General features: G+C 48.2%; 17 protein-coding genes and 2 pseudogenes. 17 read left to right on the top strand and 2 right to left on the bottom strand.

Annotated elements, in window-relative coordinates:
- Positions 1–87: 87 nt before the first annotated feature.
- Positions 88–705, top strand: a complete 618-nt coding sequence (locus tag LA360_RS13010) for a CarD family transcriptional regulator (protein ID WP_002586299.1) — start codon at positions 88–90, stop codon at positions 703–705.
- A 154-nt stretch (positions 706–859) separates the two neighbouring features.
- On the opposite strand, the gene arcC is transcribed toward LA360_RS13010, so the two are convergent.
- Positions 860–1,789, bottom strand: a complete 930-nt coding sequence (gene arcC, locus LA360_RS13005) for a carbamate kinase (protein WP_022200661.1) — start codon at positions 1,787–1,789, stop codon at positions 860–862.
- A 157-nt stretch (positions 1,790–1,946) separates the two neighbouring features.
- On the opposite strand from arcC, the gene LA360_RS13000 reads away from it, so the two are divergent.
- From LA360_RS13000 to LA360_RS31300, 4 genes and pseudogenes are all read left to right on the top strand, one after another.
- Positions 1,947–2,396 (top strand): CPBP family intramembrane glutamic endopeptidase, encoded by a 450-nt coding sequence (locus LA360_RS13000; protein ID WP_022200662.1) that lies wholly within the window; start codon positions 1,947–1,949, stop codon positions 2,394–2,396.
- 25 nt (positions 2,397–2,421) lie between these two features.
- On the top strand, positions 2,422–3,441 hold the full coding sequence (locus LA360_RS12995; RefSeq protein ID WP_022200663.1) for a glycosyltransferase family 2 protein: 1,020 nt from the start codon (positions 2,422–2,424) through the stop codon (positions 3,439–3,441).
- A 70-nt stretch (positions 3,442–3,511) separates the two neighbouring features.
- Positions 3,512–3,844: a hypothetical protein gene (locus tag LA360_RS12990; RefSeq protein WP_002586303.1), complete on the top strand. Its 333-nt coding sequence runs from the start codon at positions 3,512–3,514 to the stop codon at positions 3,842–3,844.
- 51 nt (positions 3,845–3,895) lie between these two features.
- A pseudogene (locus LA360_RS31300) lies at positions 3,896–4,325 on the top strand (solute carrier family 23 protein); the annotation flags it as partial.
- An 81-nt stretch (positions 4,326–4,406) separates the two neighbouring features.
- Here the strand turns inward: LA360_RS31300 and LA360_RS12975 are convergent.
- Positions 4,407–5,072, bottom strand: coding sequence for a phosphatase PAP2 family protein (locus tag LA360_RS12975; protein ID WP_022200665.1), 666 nt, complete (start codon positions 5,070–5,072; stop codon positions 4,407–4,409).
- A gap of 247 nt (positions 5,073–5,319) precedes the next feature.
- Here LA360_RS12975 and LA360_RS12970 point away from each other — a divergent pair, with 247 nt between their 5' ends.
- From LA360_RS12970 to LA360_RS12915, 12 genes and pseudogenes are all read left to right on the top strand, one after another.
- On the top strand, positions 5,320–6,174 hold the full coding sequence (locus LA360_RS12970; RefSeq protein WP_022200666.1) for a MurR/RpiR family transcriptional regulator: 855 nt from the start codon (positions 5,320–5,322) through the stop codon (positions 6,172–6,174).
- A 218-nt stretch (positions 6,175–6,392) separates the two neighbouring features.
- Positions 6,393–7,295, top strand: a complete 903-nt coding sequence (gene pfkB / locus LA360_RS12965; RefSeq protein ID WP_057572084.1) for a 1-phosphofructokinase — start codon at positions 6,393–6,395, stop codon at positions 7,293–7,295.
- A 21-nt stretch (positions 7,296–7,316) separates the two neighbouring features.
- A complete protein-coding gene (locus LA360_RS12960) occupies positions 7,317–9,296 on the top strand; it encodes a PTS fructose transporter subunit IIABC (protein ID WP_022200668.1) in 1,980 nt (659 codons plus the stop codon).
- 236 nt (positions 9,297–9,532) lie between these two features.
- A complete protein-coding gene (locus LA360_RS12955) occupies positions 9,533–9,871 on the top strand; it encodes a transposase (RefSeq protein WP_057572083.1) in 339 nt (112 codons plus the stop codon).
- A gap of 85 nt (positions 9,872–9,956) precedes the next feature.
- Positions 9,957–10,139: a hypothetical protein gene (locus LA360_RS12950; RefSeq protein WP_057573052.1), complete on the top strand. Its 183-nt coding sequence runs from the start codon at positions 9,957–9,959 to the stop codon at positions 10,137–10,139.
- Between the two features lie 147 nt (positions 10,140–10,286).
- A pseudogene (locus tag LA360_RS31295) lies at positions 10,287–10,394 on the top strand (transposase); the annotation flags it as partial.
- Positions 10,395–10,929: 535 nt separating this feature from the next.
- Positions 10,930–11,640: a response regulator transcription factor gene (locus LA360_RS12940; RefSeq protein ID WP_057573051.1), complete on the top strand. Its 711-nt coding sequence runs from the start codon at positions 10,930–10,932 to the stop codon at positions 11,638–11,640.
- The gene (locus LA360_RS30005) at positions 11,615–13,054 is read left to right on the top strand and encodes a HAMP domain-containing sensor histidine kinase (protein ID WP_057573050.1); all 1,440 of its coding nucleotides are present in this window, start codon (positions 11,615–11,617) and stop codon (positions 13,052–13,054) included. Before LA360_RS12940 ends, LA360_RS30005 begins: the two co-directional genes overlap by 26 nt.
- A gap of 123 nt (positions 13,055–13,177) precedes the next feature.
- Positions 13,178–13,930 (top strand): DUF3919 family protein, encoded by a 753-nt coding sequence (locus tag LA360_RS12930; RefSeq protein ID WP_160116334.1) that lies wholly within the window; start codon positions 13,178–13,180, stop codon positions 13,928–13,930.
- Between the two features lie 16 nt (positions 13,931–13,946).
- Positions 13,947–15,071: an ABC transporter substrate-binding protein gene (locus LA360_RS12925; RefSeq protein ID WP_057573048.1), complete on the top strand. Its 1,125-nt coding sequence runs from the start codon at positions 13,947–13,949 to the stop codon at positions 15,069–15,071.
- A gap of 108 nt (positions 15,072–15,179) precedes the next feature.
- Positions 15,180–16,841 carry an ABC transporter permease gene (locus tag LA360_RS12920; protein WP_057573047.1) on the top strand — a complete coding sequence of 554 codons (1,662 nt, stop codon included), beginning with the start codon at positions 15,180–15,182 and terminating at the stop codon, positions 16,839–16,841.
- 19 nt (positions 16,842–16,860) lie between these two features.
- Positions 16,861–17,928, top strand: a complete 1,068-nt coding sequence (locus LA360_RS12915) for an ABC transporter ATP-binding protein (protein ID WP_057573046.1) — start codon at positions 16,861–16,863, stop codon at positions 17,926–17,928.
- Positions 17,929–17,962: the final 34 nt, after the last annotated feature.

The following is a 17,962-nucleotide window of genomic DNA, read 5'->3' as shown; positions in this document are numbered from 1 at the left end:
GAAAGAGGGGATGGGCACTCACCATTGCAGCAGGGACCTGAAAAGGAAAGTGAACTGGTTATTGTATACAAAAAAACAGGTGGCATCATGGTGTATTTTTTACAAAATTTGAGACACCGCCAAAAAACTTCTGACATCGACAACTTTTTAGTGATACAATATAAGTATTATAAAATAAGGGAAGTAGGCGGTAAAATTATGTATCAGAAAGGTCAGTATATCATATACGGTATCAGGGGCGTCTGCGAGGTGATGGATATTATCACAGTAGACAGACCTGACGGTCCTAAGGACCGGCTGTATTATGTACTCCGTCCCTATTATCAGCAAGACAGCAAGATTGTGGCGCCTGTGGATTCGGAGAAAACCATAACCAGGCCGCTTCTTTCCAAAGAAGAGGCCCTTGAACTGATTGACAAAATCTCTGATGTGAAGGAGATGGAGGTGACCAATGATAAACAGCGGGAGGAACGGTATAAGGAAGCCCTTAAGACCTGTGACTGCCGGGTGTGGATCAGCATGATAAAAGCATTATACCTGCGCCGGAAGGACCGCTTGGAGCAGGGAAAGAAGATGACGGATCTGGACGAGCGGTATTTTAAGACTGCGGAGGATAATCTGTATTCCGAGCTGGCCCTGTCTCTGGGGATGCGAAAGGATGAGATGGTCAGCTATATTACGGAGCGGGTACTGACAGAGGTATGATAACATTGTAATGGCTTATAGCTTTGCGCGGCTGCCTGCATATCTGACAGATTAAGATCATATTAAAATGCGTACAAAAAAGAATCCATTAACCGTTTGGGAAATACTGGCGGTTAATGGATTTTTACTGTTATATCTTGGAAAATCAAGGTGCTTATTCAATTACCGTGCCTGCATGGCCTTTCAGGCTGTCCTTTGCCTTATCCAGGGTGGTGATGATGGCCTTCCTGCCTTTTCCGCTCTCCAGGAAATCAATGGAGGCAGATACCTTTGGCAGCATGGAGGCAAATTCAAACTGGCCCTGGCTGATATAATCCCTGGCCTGGTCTATGGTCATGTGGCTGATGGGCTGTTCCTGGGGAGTGCCGTAGTTTAAGGTCACATTATCCACGCTGGTGAGTATCATCATCACATCTGCATCGATCTCCTTGGCCAGCAGTCCGGTGGCAAGGTCCTTCTCAATGATGGCGCTGGCGCCCCTTAAGTTATAGCCCTGTTCCATGACAGGAATGCCTCCGCCTCCGCAGGCAATGACAATCTGGTCCGCGTCCATAAGGGCTTTGATGGCGTCGATCTCCACAATGGCAACAGGATGGGGGGAGGCGACGATTCTGCGGTAACCGCCTTCCACTTCTGTCACATGGTTGCCCTTGGCTTCCTCAATGTCTGCTTCCTCCTTGGTCATCACACGTCCGATGACTTTGACGGGGGTATAGAAGGCCTCATCGTACGGGTCCACTGTCACCTGGGTCAATACAGTGCTTACTGGTTTGTAGATGCCTCTCTTAATGAGTTCAGCCCGGATTCCGTTCTGAAGATCGTATCCAATATAACCCTGGCTCATGGCGGAGCAGACAGACATGGGAGCCTGGCTATAGCCATCATGCTGTTTGCCGAATTCATTCATGGCCGTGTGAATCATGCCTACCTGGGGAGCGTTGCTGTGTACAATGGCTACCTGCCACCCCTCCTGGATGAAATCAGCGATGATTTTGGCGGTTCCCGCCACAGCTGCCTTTTGTTCAGGAAGATTGGTTCCCATATCTTTGTGGCCAATGGCCATTACGATGCGTTTTTTCGCCATAATCCATACCTCGCTTGTCTTAAAATTGTCATATAAATTAAGTTTATTATAGGGTAATATGGGAGAAAATGCAATGGAAAGAGAAAAAAGATGGTGGCAAAACCCGGGGAGCCATGCTATACTGTCAACAGAATAAGACTGGAAGGACAGGAAGTGTATGAGGGATAGAAAACAGGCCCTGCCCCCAGGGTGGCAGAAGCGTATACTGGCGGCAGCGTTGGCGGCGCTGGCAGGCAATCTGCTGGTGAAGGTTATACCATGGCCTGAAAGTCTCCTGTCTTCTTACGAGGAAGCCATGGAGCCTGCCCTATCCCGTGGAGCGGGATTTTTGTGGATGACATTGGTCCTGGCGCCCGTTCTGGAGGAAGGAGCTTTCCGCCTGGTTCTGTACGGATGGCTGAGGCGTTTCATGGCCCTTTTTCCGGCGGCGGTCATATCCTCCCTGGCCTTTGGAATGTATCATGGAAATTGGATTCAAGGCACATACGCATTTTTTTTAGGAATGGTGCTGGCATGGGGCTATGAAGGTAGTGAATACCGTAGATATCCTATGGCAGTATTGATGCATGGGGCCGCCAATCTGGCAGTCCTGGCAGCGTTTGGTTAAATACTCATAACGAGGAGGTAGAAACGTGAAGTTATTGACTGTGGCAATCCCCTGCTACAACTCGGAAAGCTATATGGAGCACTGTATCAACACCCTGCTTACAGGCGGGGAGGAAGTGGAAATCATCATTGTGGATGACGGATCCGCCAAAGACAGGACAGGAGAGATTGCTGACCGGTATGCCCGGGAATATCCCACCATCTGCCGCGCGATTCATCAGGAAAACGGCGGGCATGGAGAAGCCGTGAATACAGGGCTTAAAAATGCCACGGGCATATTCTTCAAGGTGGTGGACAGTGACGACTGGGTCAATGAGGAAGCATATGAGCAGGTTCTTGCAACCCTGAGGCGGTTTGTATATGGGGGAGAGACACTGGACATGCTGGTTACCAACTTTGTCTATGAGAAGGAAGGGGCCAGAAGGAAAAAGGTGATGAAATACCACACGGCATTTCCCAAGGACAAGGTATTCGGATGGAATGATGTGAAGTTTTTCATGACAGGGCAGTATATACTGATGCACTCTGTTATTTACAGGACAGGGCTGCTTATCCGGTGCGGTCTGGAGCTTCCCAAACACACCTTTTATGTGGACAATATTTTTGTGTACCAGCCCCTGCCTCATGTGAAGCATATTTATTACCTGGATGTGAATTTCTACCGCTATTACATCGGAAGGCAGGACCAGTCCGTCAACGAAGAGGTGATGATTGGCCGCATTGACCAGCAGATTCGGGTCACCAAGCTGATGCTGGGGTATTATGACGCCATGAAGATAAGCAGCAGGAAGCTGCGCCACTACATGATACAGTACCTGGAAATCATGATGACCATTTGTTCTGTCCTGGCCATCAAATCCGGGACAGAGGAAAACCTGGAGAAAAAGAAGGAGCTGTGGCAGTATCTGAAAAAACAGAACCTGCCCCTTTTCCTGCGGCTCAGGATGGGCTTTTTGGGACAGGGATGCAACCTCCCCGGCAAGGGTGGAAGGGAGCTTTTGATTCTGGGTTATAAAATAACGCAGAAATTTTACGGTTTTAATTGACATCATTTTAACGAAGTAGTATAGTATAGCCGGTATCAAGAAATTTCCATATGCATGGAGGTCTTAGAAAATGGTAAAAGAATTTCTGAAGTGTAATTCAATCAGGGAGCGGATTCAGTTTCTTGCAGACACAGTTCTTAAGGACTGGGATGCCAGTGAGCTGGATACGGTCATGGACATCATGGGACTATCTAGGGAAGGTATGGAGGCGCCTGAGGACAAAATCAGCGCCATCGAAAAATACCTGGCTGACTATAAGCATGAAGTAGAGATGAGGGGCGGCGTTGACGGCTCCAAGGTGGACAGCATACCTGCCAAGGACCAGGCAAGCACCCTGTTTGAAGGCCCGTCTGAGGCGGAAGTGGTGAGCAAGATGCTGAATCCTTTTTCCAAGGAGCGGTAAGCCCAATCGAATTTTCAAATAATCAGGCTGGTTTTCCAACACATTGCGGCGATGATAGTGGGATGTGTTGCCCCTGCCATCATCATTGCGGGCGTGGCGGGTTTATGCGGGGAAAATAAGGTCATCATTGTCCAGGCGGCTCTTGTGGTATCTGCTTTGGCCACCCTTTTGCGGGTATTCTCTGTCGGATTCAGGAAAGGCAGCCTTCAGTTTGGAGCTGGACTGCCGTTGATTGTCGGGGGTGGATTCATTATCCTGTGTGGTAATTGGGCTGCTGGCCGCCATCAATTCCCTGCAGGCCATGGGGGATGTGACCGCCGCCATGGGCGGGATGGACCGGGAAGCCACGGATAAGGAACTGCGGGGAGGTATCCTGGGATTCGGGTTAAGCAATATCATAGGAGCCTTCTTTGGCGGCCTTCCCAATGTGGCTTTCAGCCAGAATGCGGGAATCGTTACCGCCACCAAAATAGTGAACCGCTGTATGCCGGTAGGTAGTGACTGGCGTACAGCGGTTTTAAATTCCGAACATTTAGTTTCCGTTTGTTTGATTTTTGTCCATCTAACTGAGCGCCTTCTGGGTGACCTTCTTGTCCTCGGCGGACCAGTTGTATCCGTAGACGATTCCGTAAATCACATAAGCCATGATGGCGGCTCCCACCATATCAATGACCGAGTGCTGTTTTAAGAACACGGTAGACAGGCAGATGGAAACCATAAGGATGGCTGAACCGGCCCGCACCCAGGGATATTTCTTAAGGGACTCACTCTTCATGATGGCGATGTGGGTGCCGATGGAGTTGTACACATGGATGCTGGGGAATACATTGGTAGGCGTGTCCGTCTGGTACAGGGCGGCAACCATGCCGGAAAATACGTTCTTACCCGGGTCAATGACCGGTCTGAAATCCGTGCCGTTGTGGAAAAAGGTACAGATAATCAGGCTGATGGTCATACCTGAGAACAGGAAGGTACAAATCCTGTAATAATCTTCCTTATTTCGGAAAAGGAAGAAAACAATGGTTCCCGCCACGTATAAAAACCACATCATGTAGGGAATAATAAAATATTCGTTGAAGGGTATAAAGTCATCCAGTGCAACATGCATTACATGGTAATGACGGGTGACCGTCTTTTCCAGGTAACAGAACCATGGAAGATAAATGAAGCCGTAACACAGCAGCCATGCATGTTTGTACTTGGAAAGAAATGTTTTAATATTTTTCATGATACCAGCCTCTTTCTCACATTTGAAGACCTGATAATATGCGGCTAAATGTAAACAAATTGTTAATAATATGTTAACGTTTAGAGATTATAGCACAGTAAAAAAGGAAAAACAAGGGGAGTAACGAAAAGTTAATAAAGTTTCATAAAGCATTATAATATATGACGAAAAACAGCTTTTATTTTTAAATTTTGTGTGCTATATTTAAAGCATGAAATGAATTTACATGAGACAGGCGGAATATGATATGGGAGAGACACGAAGCGCGTTGGGAGTTATCTGCTCCTCCTATGACGAACTTTTTGAAGCAGAGAAAAAGATAGCGGATTACATGATGGAGCATAAGGCGGAGGTAGTGGATATGACAGTAGGCGAGCTGGCCAGGGCCAGCGGGACCAGTGACGCCACCGTATCCCGTTTTTGCAGGCGGTGCGGCTTCAAAGGGTTCCACAGCCTGAAGCTGGCATTGGCCAGGGAGGTGCTGGAAGAAGAACAAATGGACAGAAATGTGTCCAATGACATTGACCGCGGCGATCTGCGGCAGTCCCTTCAGAATATATTGGCCAACAAGGTGGCCGAGCTGACAGAGACCGTGAACATGATGGACCCGGCTAATCTGGAACATATCCTGGACAAGCTGGAGCATGCCCGAATGGTGCAGCTGGCAGCCGTGGGCAATACCATTCCCGTTGCTCTGGACGGCGCCTTTAAATTCAACCAGCTGGGAATACCGGCTGTGGCGGGGGATATATGGGAAACACAGACAGCCTATACCTTTAACCTGGGACATGAGGATGTGGTTATGGTCATATCCAATTCAGGAAGCTCCAAGCGTCTCCAGACACTGGCGGAGGGGGCAAGGGATAATGGATGCACGGTCATTCTCATTACCAACAATGGAAATTCACCTTTGGCCGGGATTTGCGATTACAAGATTGTCACTGCCACCAGGGAAAAGCTGCTGACAGAGGAGTTCTGGTTTTCCAGGGTGACGGCTACGGCAGTTATGGAGATACTGTATCTTCTGCTGCGGGCCGGTATGGAAGACTCTGTGGAGCATATACGGCGTCATGAAAAAGCCATATCACCGGATAAGAAATGATGAGACAGTAGCTGCAAGGCAGTACTAATGATAAAATAGAAAATAATGCACAAAAAACAGGCGGCTTTTTATGGAAACAGGCCGTCTGTTTGTATATTGTGACGAAAAATATGTGAAATAAATTTTCTTATAAAATACTATTGACGAAAATATGGTATCGTATTATGATAGAGACAAGATAAGAAATAAATTTTCATGGAAAGGCGATGCAGAGATATATGATTTACACAGTAACATTTAATCCGGCACTGGACTATGTGGTGGCAGTAGAACATTTCACATTGGGAAGTGTAAACCGGACCATCCGGGAAAACATCTTCTACGGAGGCAAGGGCATCAATGTTTCGGCGCTTTTGGCAAACCTGGGATACAGGAGCACGGCTCTGGGTTTCATAGCCGGGTTCACGGGCCGGGAGATTGAGCGGGGAGTCAGGAGCCTGGGTTTTGACTCTGATTTCATCCAGGTGGAGAAGGGCATGTCCCGCATCAACGTAAAGCTGAAGTCCGACCAGGAAAGCGAGATTAACGGCATGGGACCGGAAATTACGGCCGGCGATGTGGAGCAGCTTTTTCAGAAGCTTTCCTATTTAAAGGAAGGGGATGTGCTGGTCCTTTCGGGAAGCATACCGGCTGCCATTGACAATGACATCTACCAGAGAATCATGGAACACCTGGACGGCAGGGGAATCCGCATGGCAGTGGATGCGGAGAAGGATTTGCTCCAAAAGGTCTTACAGTACCATCCGTTCCTCATTAAACCTAACAACCATGAATTGGGACAGATGTTCGGTCAGGAACTTAAGACAGAAGAGGAAATCGTTCTCCATGCCAGGAAGCTTAAGGAACAGGGAGCGGTGAATGTGCTGGTATCCATGGCAGGAGACGGAGCCATACTGGTAGCGGAGGACGGCAGTGTACACCGCCAGGGAGTTGCCAGGGGAACCGTCAAGAATTCCGTTGGAGCAGGGGATTCCATGGTGGCAGGATTCATAGCCGGATATCTGGAAAAAGGGGATTATGCATACGCTCTGAAGCTGGGAACAGCCTGCGGCGGCGCTACTGCATTTTCCGACGGCATTGGAACAAAAGATGAAATTATGAGACTATTAAACACACTTTAATCGGTCAGGAGGGGCGCATTTATGCGGATTACAGAGTTATTAAAAAAAGAGAGCATTGAGCTGGGCGTAAAGGTTTCAGATAAGGAGGAGGCCATTGACAGGCTGGTATCCCTGATGGATGCAGGCGGAAGGCTTAAGGACACCGCCGGATACAAGGAGGGCATACTGGCAAGGGAAGCTTTGGGCAGCACGGCCATTGGTGAGGGGATCGCCATTCCCCACGCAAAGGTAGAGGCGGTAAAGGAGCCCGGACTGGCAGCCATGGTGGTTCCTGAGGGCGTTGATTACGACGCCTTTGACGGTTCCCTGGCAAACCTTCTGTTCATGATCGCGGCGCCTGCTGAGGGAGCAGACGTGCACCTGGAGGCATTATCCCGCCTGTCCACCCTGCTTATGAATCCTGGATTCAAGGAAGGGCTTATCGGGGCGGAGGATAAGGATGAATTTTTACGCATCATTGATGAAGCGGAGGTTGAGCGTTTTGGAGCGCCTGAGGGAGAGGCGGGCCAGAATGCAAAGGAGGATGCTGAGACGGGTGCCAAGGCAGGCGCGAAGGCACAGGCGGGTGCCGAAGCAGACACTTCCTCCGGTTACCGGGTTTTGGCTGTTACGGCCTGCCCCACCGGTATTGCCCATACCTATATGGCAGCTGAGAACCTGGAGAATACGGGAAAGAAGCTGGGGATTGCCTTAAAGGCTGAGACCGACGGCTCCGGCGGAGCCCAGAATGTGCTCACAAGGGAAGAAATCGCAGCGGCGGATGCCATTATCATTGCCGCAGACAAGAACGTGGAGATGGCCAGGTTTGACGGAAAGCCTGTTATCATGGTCCCTGTAGCCGACGGTATCCACAAGGCTGAAGAGCTGATCAAACGGGCAGTGGACGGCACGGTGCCGGTGTACCACCATACGGGAGCTGCGGGTGGAGAGTCTGTGCCGGAAGGCAGTGACAGCATTGGGCGGACCATCTATAAGCACCTGATGAACGGCGTATCCCACATGCTTCCCTTTGTTATCGGCGGAGGTATCCTGATTGCCCTGGCGTTCCTGTTTGACGATTATTCCATTAACCCGGCCAACTTCGGAAAGAATACGCCTCTGGCAGCCTATCTTAAGACCGTGGGTGAGCAGGCATTCGGAATGATGCTTCCTATCCTGGCCGGCTTCATCGCCATGAGTATCGCGGACCGTCCCGGCCTGGCAGTGGGCCTGGTGGCAGGACTGATTGCCAAAACGGGAGCCACCTTTGCCAATCCGGCAGGGGGCGATGTGAACGCAGGGTTCCTGGGCGCTCTGTTTGCGGGTTTTGTAGGCGGATATATCGTGGCGGGCTTAAGAAAGCTTTTCTCCAGACTTCCAAAGTCACTGGAGGGCATCAAGCCGGTGCTTCTCTATCCGGTTATCGGTATCTTCCTGGCAGCAGTGGTAACCACATTTGTCAACCCGTATATGGGTATGATTAACGACGGTCTGACCCACTTCCTGAACGGAATGGGCGGCGTCAGCCGGATCGTGCTGGGCATGGTATTAGGCGGCATGATGTCCATTGACATGGGCGGTCCGTTTAACAAGGCAGCTTATGTGTTTGGAACCGCACAGCTGGCGGAAGGCAACTTTGAGGTCATGGCAGCCGTTATGGCAGGCGGTATGGTGCCTCCGATTGCCATTGCCCTGTGCACATCCTTCTTTAAGAAGAAATTCACGGCAAAGGAGCGTCAGTCCGGTATTGTCAACTATGTGATGGGCCTGTCCTTTATCACAGAGGGAGCCATCCCCTTTGCGGCCCAGGACCCGCTGCGCGTGATTCCTTCCTGTATCATCGGTTCCGCTATTGCGGGAGGACTTTCCATGGCGTTTGGCTGTACCCTCAGGGCGCCCCATGGAGGTATCTTCGTCCTTCCCACCATTGGAAATCCCTTTATGTATTTGGCTGCGGTGGTTGTGGGAGCAGCGGCCGGATGCGTGATTCTGGGGATGCTTAAGAAGAACGCGGAGGAATAGAGGAAGATAAGATATGCGGTGCTGCGTCTGACAGGGGAGTATTTGGTTATAAAAATATAAGAGTATGTGAGAGGAATTGGGAAGGGCCGCATTATCTTGGTGTTATCTTGATATGCGGCCCTTTGTCTGAGTGTTAATATAAGAAAGAGTCACCTGGAGAAGTTCTTCTTTTTGTGGTATAATAATCTAGCATAAAAAATAATACCAGAGATTATTATAGCCCAAAGCAGGGGAGATTGCCACTGTTTATTACAGATTTTTTGGATATCTGTGCTCCGGTATTAACATTTGACAGAATCATGGAGGAGATTGGAATAGAAAAGTATCTGCACCCCGAACCTTTTTGTAAGTTCGGACGGCCCGGATATAATCGTGTCAACATATTAAAGACAATTCTGTTCGGCTTTATGGACACAGAGTATGCATCCTTAAGGGAATTAGAAGACCGCTGCAGGACAAATATACGCTACATGTATCTGACGGATTACGAAATACCCAGTTATCGTTCTTTCATTAATTTTAACAATGAAGAACTCCGGGATTCCGTCCAGGATATTTTCAAAGATGTTATGTGACTTACATCGGAGAGAAAGACGGTGTGGATTTCCAGCATCTGTATATCGACGGCTCAAAATTTGAGGCAAACGCGAACAAATACACATGGGTGTGGAAAAGGCGACAGAGAAATCCAGATATCGGCTTTTTGCAAAGATTACAGACCTGTTGACCGATATGAACGAAACCCTGTCATATACAGGGCTGAAAATCGAGACAAACACCGAGTATACGCCAGCCGGTCTGGAGGCCATTTTGTCTAAATACGCCTTCTTCTGCCATATATGAGAAGAAATTCATTTCCGGACGGGGACACAGAAAGAGCCAGGAGCAGCGTTATTATGAGAAACTGAAGGAATACAGCGATAAACTTTTCATTTTGCGTATAGGAAGCCGGTAAAGGGGAACCGGTATGGGCGGCAGGAAGAGTACTACACATGTGAAGACTGCGGAGGTTGTCCATATGCGGAAAAATGTAAAAAGACAGACAAAAACCGGACAGTCAGGATCAATGAGGAATTAAGTTCCATGCATAAAGAGTAACCTTGAGAGCATACAGGGAGCCCTGCTGCGGATGAACCATTCCATCCAGGCGGAGTATAAAAGGAGCGTGAGAAAAGGACTGAACTCGGTGAAATTGGAGCTTTTTCTGGTTTCTATCGGGCATAATCTCTATAAATTTCACAACAAACAGATGAGACTCCAGAAGGCTGCTTAAGAGTGAATAGGTGCAGATTTTATGGGGAAAGAGGTATTATACACGTTTAAGAGTCAGATGCGGGTAAAGTGACGGCATAAACAGGGGGCTGTGGAAAGTGGAGCATTTCAACTCCACTTTTTTCATGGCCCCGTTAACCTTGGTGTAGCTGTCATGATGTAATACCTCCTCTTGTGTGGTTAAATTTTCCAATAAATAATATAGTAATGGATATCTTCGGAAAATGTAAGAGGTGGGGGCACTGTATACAACACTATATAACACGCTATACTTTTTTCAGTAAAGTAGATTATAATGAGAGAAGCAGTAACAGTTCAGGCAGAGGAAAGCAATTAACAAGACCAGGGAGGGAATGACAGGATGAAGGTTTTAGTTGTCGATGATGAAAAAGATATTGTGAAACTCATACGGCGCAGCTTTGAGATGGAAGGATATGATACCATAGGCGCCTACAACGGCACGGAAGCGATTCAAAAAGTGAAGTGCCAGGCCCCGGATATTGTGCTCCTTGATATTATGCTGCCGGATATGGATGGTTACGAGGTATTGCAGGCAGTACAGGAATACGATGAGACGCTGCCGGTTATCTTTATCACGGCCCAGGACAAGACATACAGCAAAATTCTGGGACTGGAGCTGGGGGCAGATGATTTTATTACCAAACCCCTCAATATTAAGGAGCTGGTGCTTAAGGTAAAGGTTTTGTGGAGGCGTATGAATTATATCCAGATGCGTCAGACGGATAACCAAAAGACCCTTTGTTATGGAAACCTGGAGCTTCATCCGGGTATGAGGAAGGTATTCATTGAAGGAGATACCAGGGAACTGACTTACAAAGAATTTGATACAGTATATTTTTTGGCCAGGCATTATGCCCATGTATTTACCAGGGAACAGCTTATCAATGAGATATGGGGGTTTGATTATGTGGGAAATACCAGGGCAGTGGATATACTTATTAAGCGGCTGAGGGCTAAGATAGAGCCCTATGGAAATTACATACATACAATTTACGGAGTAGGTTATAAGTTCGAGGTGCCGGACAGTGGAGAAAAAGAAGATAAAGAGTAAGCTGAAAGTGCGCATGGTGAAGATGAACCTGTGCATCATAATCCCTTTTATTGTTGTGTTTAACATAATATCCCTGATTGTATTGTCCAGGCAGCTGAATGCGTCTGCAGTGGAGCGGCTCACAAGCCGCAGCTATACGGGGCAGGTATATACCATGAAATATTTCCGGGCCTCCACTGAAGATGATCGGCAGGGGTATTTAAAAAAGATAGCATCCCATTTTGCAGGTTATCTCTCGGAGATGGCGGATGTCAGGGTGCAAATCTATTCCCGGGAAGGACTGCTGTCTGATTCAGATGTAAGAGGAGTCAGGGTACTTGCCAGCGCGGATGTGGAAAAGGCGTTCAGCCAGAAAGCATACAGCTTTCTGAAGGTGGATAACCAAAAGGTCTTATCCTTTTCAAGCCCTATTTACGATACCCATACAGATACGGCCACAACAGTGGGGGTGATTCGTTACATATATCCCATGGTACAGGAATACAAGGATATGATGTCCATTGCAGCCATATTGCTGACCATGTCGGGTATTGCGGTGGTGGCGCTTTCATTTCTTCTGTGGTTTCTGTTTGGCAGGCTGGTTGCATCTGTGAATGAACTTCGCCAGAAGGTTTCCTCTATCCAGAAGGGGAACCTGAACCAAAGGGTGGTCCTTAACAGCAATGATGAGATACAGGAGCTGGGAGAGGCGTTTAATCACATGTGCGAGAGGCTGAATGAGTACATAACACGTTTGGACGAACAAAAAGAACAGCTTCATCAGTTTTTTAATAATACCACGCATCAGTTGAAAACGCCTCTGACCTCCATTATCGGGTATTCCCAGATGATTCAGCTGCGCAGTGATAACAATGAGGTTTGCGAGGACGCTTTTATTATAGAGGAGGCAGGAGAGACTCTGTTGCATTCCATTGAGATGATGCTGGAGGAATCCCATATCAAGGCGGATTGGGGACCTCTTCATATCAGCTCCTTTGGTCTGGAAGAAGTGGTAGAGGAATGCGCCAGGCTGCTGAGGCCAAGATTCCACCGGTGGAACATCCGGCTGGAAAACCGGTGCAGCAGCGGGTCTGTACTGAGGACTGATAGACAGATGTGTAAGGAGGTAATCCTCACCATACTGGATAATGCCATAAACCACAGCGGCTGTGATGAGATTTATATATGGGAGGAACGTACTGAAGGAAACATCAGCCTGCACATAAGGGACAATGGCTGCGGCATCAGCCGTGAAAACGCCCAACTTATATTCAAACCTTTTTACCAGGTTCAGGGAGGCACAGGACGTGGAAACGGCCTGGGGCTTGCAGTGTGCGCCTCCATTATGGACCGGCTTAAGGGAAGTATCTGTCTGTGGGATGGGGATGAGTCAGGGGCAGAATTTGTGGTCACTTTTTCAAAGTTACATTTATGAAACAATTAGGGAATTATTATGAATAAATTACAGAATATACTAAAGTCACAACAAAAAAATGTGCAAAAAATGCAAAACAAAAGCGCTGCGCGGGCAGATGTAGTAGCAATATGCTGTATAGCTGTGTCTGTATGCATGTTCTGGGTGTATATGCAGCTTCCATATGGCAAGGTCCATACCATTGATGATGAGAATTATGTATATACCCTGATGAACCGGTCCGTGCCCATATCACTGGACCTAAGCGACGATTTGTGGGGGGCGGTTAAAATTGAGTCCATTGAAGAAATCCTGGAGTATTATGAAATGCTGTACAAGCTTCCTGTTACAACAGAAGCAGGAAAAAAGTCCGGTTCCCCGAGGAGGACCGTAAGCGGGGTCATCCATTTCCTGGAGAGTCCCAGTATTTACTTTACAGCGGATAGTTATATTGTGCGGGATGGAATCATGTACGGCAATGAATTCACGGAGCATCAGGTCTCTTCCATGACAGACAGGATTTGCGACCATTTCTATACCACCGACAATCTGGGTGAACTTATAGGTTCCTACAACAGGGTGGTGCTGCGCAGACAGTCGGAACGGTCCAACCTGACGGTAAATGAAAAAAGCCGGTTAAAAGAGATTGTCATGCAGGGTAAGAAGCTGGAAGGAAGCAAAGACTTTTCCGAAATGGCCCGGAGCAAGGGGGAGGCGGTATGTCAGATTGAGATATATTCCTCCGACATCCAGAAGGATATTCCGCAGATTTACATTGTGGTGTTTGAGAATGGCTTCTGCCAGGTATATGATGTGGACAACACAGTGGGAAGTATCATGTTCTTTGCGGCGGACACGCCGGCATTTTTGGCGGATTTTGCACAGAATCCACAGTAAAAGGAGAGGGTGGCTTATGAAACGGAATCTATTAGCACTTGCGGTATCAGCAGCAATGACGGCATCCCTGTTGGGAGGCTGCGGCGGCAGTAACCAGAAGACGGCGGAAAGCACGGTAAAGCAGGAAGAGACAACAAAGGCCCCGGAGAGCGATGGGAAGTCGGAAGAAGCGGAACCGGCGGAGGCCGGCCAGCTGGACCTGTCCGGTCAGGAAATCAGTATTCTGGGTTCTTACCATGAGGACATGGTAAAAAGACTGGCGGAAATGTTTGAAGAGAGGACCGGATGTAAGGTGTCATATCTGCGTATGCCTACTGGGGAAGCTGTTGCTAAGATGACGGCAGAAAAAGATAATCCATCCGTTAACGTATATCTTGGAGGAACTGTGGACGGTCATGAGAATCTGGTGCAGCAGGGACTTCTGGTACCTTATAAGTCCTCTACAGAGGCAGAAATTCCGTCTGAGTACCTGGACCCCAACGGTGTCTGGAAATCCCAGTACATTGAAACGCTTTCCATTGGCGTTAACACAGAGCGCTGGAAGAAGGAATTCGCAGACAGCGGACTTGAGATGCCGACAACTCTGGAAGAGCTTATAAACCCTGCTTTTAAAGGGGAAATCATCACACCGGACCCGTCCTCTTCCGGAACAGGCTATACCTTTATTTCCTCTGTGCTGGAATACATGGGTGAGGAAAAGGGCTGGGAATACCTGGAACAGTTTAACGAGCAGGTGGGACAGTATACCTCCAGTGGCTATACACCGGCTGAAAAGACCGGTCTGGGAGAGTATCTTATCTGCGTGAACTTTCTTGCCGACCAATTGATAGTAAAGACATCAGGCTATCCTATGTCAAGTACGGTATACGAGGGAGCCGGATGGACAATGGTTCCGGTTTCCATGGTGGCAGGTTCTGAGGATAATCAGGCTGCTCAGGCCTTTGTGGATTTCTGTCTAACAAAGGATGCGCTGGATGCATTGGTAGAGCTGGCCAACTGTGTGGCTGTAAGGGATGACTGTATCGCGCCGGAGGGCGGAAGCAAATTATCAGAACTGAATTTCAACCGGGAGTATGACCCGATTGCGGCGGCGTCTGTAAAGAGTGAGACGGTAGATAAATTTGCAGCTATGATGCCGTAACATAGAACACACCTGTGTACTTGTGTATGGGGGCGCTCCATATTTTCCAGACGGAAAAGGGAGCGCCCCCAAAATATACACCAAATTCAATGAAAGAGGTGATAATGAATGGAAAGTTCACAAAAGGTACGTGAAAAAAAGGGACTGCTGACAGACATGAAGGATATGATAGCAGACCCAGGACTGACACTTTTTGTATTACTTATTTTCCTTGTCTTTATTCTGTTTATTGTATATCCATTCTTAAAGCTGGCATTACTGCCCGGGGCAGAGGACTGGACAAAGGCATTTACCTCATCCAAGGTAATGACTGCCTTCCGGCATACTATGGTTTCTTCTGTACTGGCTACCACGACTGCCATAGTAATCGGGTTTATTTTCGCCTATGCCATGAATTACGCCAGGCTGCCCGGAAGCAGGGTGTTCCGTGTCATAGCCCTTCTGCCCAATATGGCGCCGTCCGTTATGACAGGCCTTGCGTTCCTGCTGCTGTTTGGTCGCCGGGGTGTCATAACATACAGGCTTCTGGGGCTGATCACTGACCCCTATGGGTGGTTCGGTCTGTGGATTGTACAGAGCCTTGCCTTTTTTCCTTTGGCCTATATTACCATTTCCGGCGTGTTAAGGGCCATCAGCCCCAATGTGGAGCTGTCGGCACAGAACCTGGGAGCGTCGGGATTCAGGCTGTTCTGCACGGTGACGGTTCCCCTGGCAACTCCTGGAATAGCCAGCGCATACCTGCTGGTATTCATCAATACACTGGCGGATTTTGGAAATCCCAAACTTATAGGAGGAAACTATAATACATTGGCCACATTGGCCTATACCACAGTGACCGGAAATTATGATATGCCTCTAGCAGCAGCCTTAAGCCTGTTTCTTGTGGTTCCCTCCCTGCTCATGTTTTTTATCCAGAAGTTTTATCTGGACCGGAAATCATATGTAACGGTAACCGGAAAGCCCACAGGAGGCCTTACAAGAGAGTTTGTTTCAATGCCGGTCAAAGTGTTCCTGTTTTCCGTATGCTCCTTTGTGTGCCTGATTATCTGTATCCTGATTGGGGGGGTGGTGGGATTCTCCTTTACGGAAACACTTGGCGTGGACAATACCTTTACATTCAGTCATTTTTACAGCAATGTACTGAATTCAAAGACCATGGCAAACAGCTGGAAATTGTCTGTTGTGGCTGCGATTGCAACTGCCTGCCTGGGCATACTTCTGGGTTATCTGGTCACCAGGAAACGGTTTCCGGGGCGTCAGACCGCTGATTTTCTTGCAATGCTTCCGGCATCCCTGCCGGGAACATTTATCGGTATATCGCTGATTATTGTATTCAATAAGAAGCCGTTGATGCTGACAGGAACCGGCGCAATCATCGTTATAGGTATGGTAATCCGCCAGATACCGGTAGGGTACCGGAATGCTGTGGCCGGATTTAAACAGATTGACAAGTCCATTGAGGAGGCAGCAGCCAATCTGGGCAGTTCCAGTGTAAAAACATTCAGGACCATTGTCATGCCCATGCTTAAGAATCCAATGTCTATCTGCCTTGTATACAGTTTTATGAAATGTATGAACACCCTGAGTACAGTCATATTCCTTGTTTCCGCAAAGTGGAATGTGGCATCCAATACCATTCTGAATCTGGCTGACTGGGGGGCTTATGGAGATGCTGCAGCAACAGCCCTTGGCATGATGCTGATTATTCTGCTGACCTTTGGCATAGCGAAGCTTTTGCTTCGTGATAAAATCAACATATTTGACCTATAGAACAGAGAGGAGACGCATCATGAGTGAAAAGGATGTTTTATTACAAATGAAGGATATAGTAAAGGTGTTTGGGAAAAACGTGATTATTAATCATATTTCCCTGGATATAGAAAGAGGGAAGTTCATCACCTTCCTGGGCCCGTCCGGATGCGGAAAAACCACCCTGTTAAGAATGATTGCCGGTTTCTACCATCTGGATGGGGGTAGCATCATCTTAAACGGGCGGAGCATTGAGAGACTGCCTCCGCAGAAGAGGAACACTCCCATGGTGTTCCAGGAGTATGCGCTGTTCCCGCATATGACAGTGGAGGAAAATGTATCATACGGGCTTAAGAACCAGAAAATCCCCAAAGAGGAAATCAGCCGTAAGGTTAAAGAGGTGCTGGAACTGGTAAATCTTACAGGATTAGAGAAAAGATACCCCAACCAGATGTCCGGGGGACAGCAGCAAAGGGTGGCGATTGCAAGAGCTCTGGTAAACAGCGCTGACCTGCTGCTGCTGGATGAGCCGCTTTCTAATCTGGATGCAAAGTTAAGGGAGTCCGTGCGGGTGGAGCTCCGCCTGATTCAGAGAAAACTGGGGATTACAATGATATATGTTACCCACGACCAGCAGGAGGCGCTGTCCATGTCTGATAAGATACTAGTTCTGGAGCACGGCAATATCCAGCAGTATGGAGAGCCCAGGGAGATTTATTTCAAGCCAAAAACCAAATTCGTGGCAGATTTCATAGGAGTGGCCAATTTCATTGAGGGCATGAACGAGGATACCGGCCATCACGCAGTGCTGACCTACTGCGGACAGAAGATAGAGGCAGATGAAAGCTGCAGGGAAAAACAGAATATCACGGTCAGCATCCGTCCGGAGTCCATCCGTCTTGTCATAAAGCCTGAGAATGAGGGATGCATTTACATAAAGGGCAGGGTGAGGCATTCCATGTTTCTGGGGGAAAAGGTACGCTATTTTATTGTGGACCAGCAGGATAAGGAGTGGGTTGCAGATGCGTTCGACACTGGCATGCAGGTCCATGAAGGGGATATATATATGGAAATACAGCAGGGAAAGCCCCACCTGATATCAGAGTAAAAGCTTTTGGGGGCAGTTGGGAATAAAGGAGAGC

Origin of the sequence: Enterocloster clostridioformis (assembly GCF_020297485.1) — a bacterium.
GTDB classification, from domain to species: Bacteria; Bacillota; Clostridia; order Lachnospirales; family Lachnospiraceae; genus Enterocloster; species Enterocloster clostridioformis.
This window is presented reverse-complemented; position numbering and strand designations above follow the sequence as displayed.